Origin of the sequence: Wolbachia endosymbiont of Cardiocondyla obscurior (genome assembly GCF_902713635.1) — a bacterium.
Taxonomy (GTDB): domain Bacteria; phylum Pseudomonadota; class Alphaproteobacteria; order Rickettsiales; family Anaplasmataceae; genus Wolbachia; species Wolbachia pipientis.
This window is the reverse complement of sequence record NZ_CACTIU010000095.1, coordinates 1-2699: the sequence shown is the minus strand read 5'-3', so window position 1 is coordinate 2699 and position 2699 is coordinate 1. Positions and strand designations below refer to the sequence as shown.

Sequence of the window (2699 nt, the reverse complement as noted above, 5' to 3'; positions counted from 1 at the left end):
ATACCAGAATAATAAGCTACTGATATTCCCTATCTTTTTTATCTTTAATCCATCATAGCTAGCGATGCAACAAAGCCCACTGGAATCCAGGTTGTAACCGTTCACGGATTGTGAGAATGAATAAAGAACTAAGCAGTCGTAACTTTTGGAAGGGATTTTGGCCATTGAGACGTGATGTCAAAAATATCGACAACATTCTTTCCACAAATCTTTCTCCATGTTCCGACCAGGTGAAAAAGCTGTTTTTACGATAGCCGTCTAATTTGCCGTTCTGCAAGGTTGTTGATTGACTTCAGGCTTTCGTAAAAACTTCCACACCATATCCTCGGCCTTAACATCTTAATGGCCATTCTCAAACCATTTACAAGCCTTGTCATTTCATGCCCCCCCTTTTTGCATTAGTTGTGTAGCATCTTTTAATATTAGCAAGGCCTATAATAGTGCAACACTGCCTTACGTATTGCCAATCCAAATTCTACTTGCTGTAAAATAACACAATCTGCTACATCGCTGCTAATCTCAATCCCTCTGTTTATTGGCCCTGGGTGCATAACAATCGCATCTGGTTTTGCGTATGATAGCTTTTGTGAATCAAGTCCATACAAATAAAAATATTCTTTCTCTGAAGAACTATTATTCATGCGCTCTTTCTGCAATCTCAAAAGCATAATTACGTCAGCATCCTTTATACCTTCAATTAATGAATAATGGACTGAATCTACTTCAGGAAAATGCTTACAAATCAAAGTTGGTGGTGCGACCAAGTTTATCTCTGCTCCAAACATTTTTAGCAATCTTATATTTGATCTTGCAACTCTACTGTGCAGAATATCTCCACATATCACAACTTTGAGGTCCTTTATTTGCTTTTTGTGATTGCTGATTACAAGATAGTCTGCAAGAGCTTGAGTTGGATGTTCACTACTTCCATCGCCTGCATTGATTAGCGAGCAGTTAACATACTTTGCCAGTGTATTAATGATACCACTACTTTTATGCCTGATTATTATGTAATCAGGATTCATTGCATTTAATGTTTTGATCATGTCTTTTAGATCTTCTCCCTTGTTAATAGAAGAAGATCTTATTGGCAAAGTTACAACATTTGCTCCAAGGCTTTTTGCTGCTATTTCAAAAGACGCAAGTGTACGCGTTGAATCTTCAAAGAATAAATTTATTACTGTCTTATTTTCCAAGATATGACTATTTGCAACTTCTTTTTTAAGGTACTGGTTGGCCAACTTAGTTATATTTTCTACATCATCGACTGTAAGGTCTGAGATGTTTAACAAATTCCTTCTCTTGTTCATAGTTTCCTTTTCAACTACTTGAACCTATTCTACTTTCTTATTACCTTTTTTCAATAGACTTCTTGTGCAGCAATTGTTTTGGTGAAAGAACGGAAAAAGATAGTAAAGTCAAAATTAAGTTAGAAGGAAGAAAAAGTTCAGCGAGTCAAGAGTAAGGTATATTAGCATAAATCTTTCATCCCAATGTTTAGTGGCGCTGGGGATTACTTCCACTTACACTCATCCGCTATCATAACAGCCTCAAAAAGATGCTTCTCAAGTTCACTTAGAGGCAAATCACTTTGTGAATAATTTCCCCAAGATTTTAGTATATCGGAAGTTTCAACGCCTTCAATAATAGGATATTCTTGGTTTTTTTTAGCGTATAACTCTTGAGCCTGCTTGCTTACTAAAAATTCCAATAAGACTATAGCATTTTCCCTGTTTTTTGCGTTTTTTGTTACTGCTGCACCACTGATGTTTACCATTACACCGTGATCGTTGCGATTAGGAAAAAAAGCCCCTAGCTTGTCTGCAACATTCTTTTTATTTTCTGATAAAAGAATTCTCGCAAAGTAGTAGCTGTTTACTATTGCAACATCTCCCTCACCCGCTGCTACGGCGTAAATTTGATCAGTATCACCACCACTTGGTTTTCTTGCCATATTGCTCACAATTCCGCTTACCCATTCTTTCGTCTTTTCAAAACCATTATTTGCAATCATAAAAGCAATTAACGATCTGTTATATGGACTTGTAGAAGAACGCACTAATATTTTTCCTTTCCATTTTTCATTTGCTAAATCTTCATAAGTACTTAAGTCCTTAGGGTCTACTGACTCTTTATTGTAAACCAATATCCTAGCTCTTTTTGTAAGACCAAACCAATAATCTTCACTGTCTCTAAATCTTGCAGGTATAACACTTTTTAAAACCTCTGAATCTACTTGAGATAAAAGTCCTCTTTTTTTTGCTAGAATTAAGTTGATTGCATCAGCAGTCAAAAATAAGTCAGCTTCACCACCGTTTTCCATTCGTGAAAGTAGCTGAGAATAATCATCAATGATGTAACGTACTTTAATACCTGTATTTTTCGTGAATTCATCAAACAAAGTACGTACTAATTCTTCTTTGCGCGATGAATAAACATTTACCACTTGTGAGTCATTAGTTCCGTCGTTTCTGTATAAATAAGTAATAACTATCAATATAATTGCTATTAAGGATGTGAATATAAAGGCTTTTTTCATATTGGATAAAAAATAACTTCTTTCAGTTAAAGTTACCAAGATGGTACAACTTTAGCAAGTGTAAAGTTCGTTAGATAAATCATAAAAACTTGCTTGACAAGCCTTGCCAGTCCCCTTATCATGAAACTGAAGCTATTTATTTATCTTCTCTGTACAGATT

3 protein-coding genes are annotated in these 2699 nt (G+C 35.3%); all 3 read right to left on the bottom strand.

Features of this window, described 5'->3' with window-relative positions; genetic code table 11:
- Positions 1-245 precede the first annotated feature (245 nt).
- The 3 genes from WOCAOBSORBRA_RS06495 to WOCAOBSORBRA_RS05810 all read right to left on the bottom strand — a co-directional run bounded on the left by WOCAOBSORBRA_RS06495 (position 246) and on the right by WOCAOBSORBRA_RS05810 (position 2539).
- Positions 246-377, bottom strand: coding sequence for a hypothetical protein (locus tag WOCAOBSORBRA_RS06495; RefSeq protein ID WP_255317428.1), 132 nt, complete (start codon positions 375-377; stop codon positions 246-248).
- A gap of 45 nt (positions 378-422) precedes the next feature.
- Positions 423-1310, bottom strand: coding sequence for an aspartate carbamoyltransferase catalytic subunit (locus WOCAOBSORBRA_RS05815; protein ID WP_006280416.1), 888 nt, complete (start codon positions 1308-1310; stop codon positions 423-425).
- Between the two features lie 203 nt (positions 1311-1513).
- Complete coding sequence (locus WOCAOBSORBRA_RS05810) at positions 1514-2539, bottom strand: extracellular solute-binding protein (RefSeq protein WP_095866589.1); 1026 nt, start codon at positions 2537-2539, stop codon at positions 1514-1516.
- Positions 2540-2699 lie beyond the last annotated feature (160 nt).

What these genes read in the sequence shown, in the direction of transcription:
- WOCAOBSORBRA_RS06495 (WP_255317428.1), bottom strand. Translation starts at nt 377, where the DNA reads ATGACAAGGCTTGTAAATGGTTTGAGAATGGCCATTAAGATGTTAAGG.
- WOCAOBSORBRA_RS05815 (WP_006280416.1), bottom strand. Translation starts at nt 1,310, where the DNA reads ATGAACAAGAGAAGGAATTTGTTAAACATCTCAGACCTTACAGTCGAT.
- WOCAOBSORBRA_RS05810 (WP_095866589.1), bottom strand. Translation starts at nt 2,539, where the DNA reads ATGAAAAAAGCCTTTATATTCACATCCTTAATAGCAATTATATTGATA.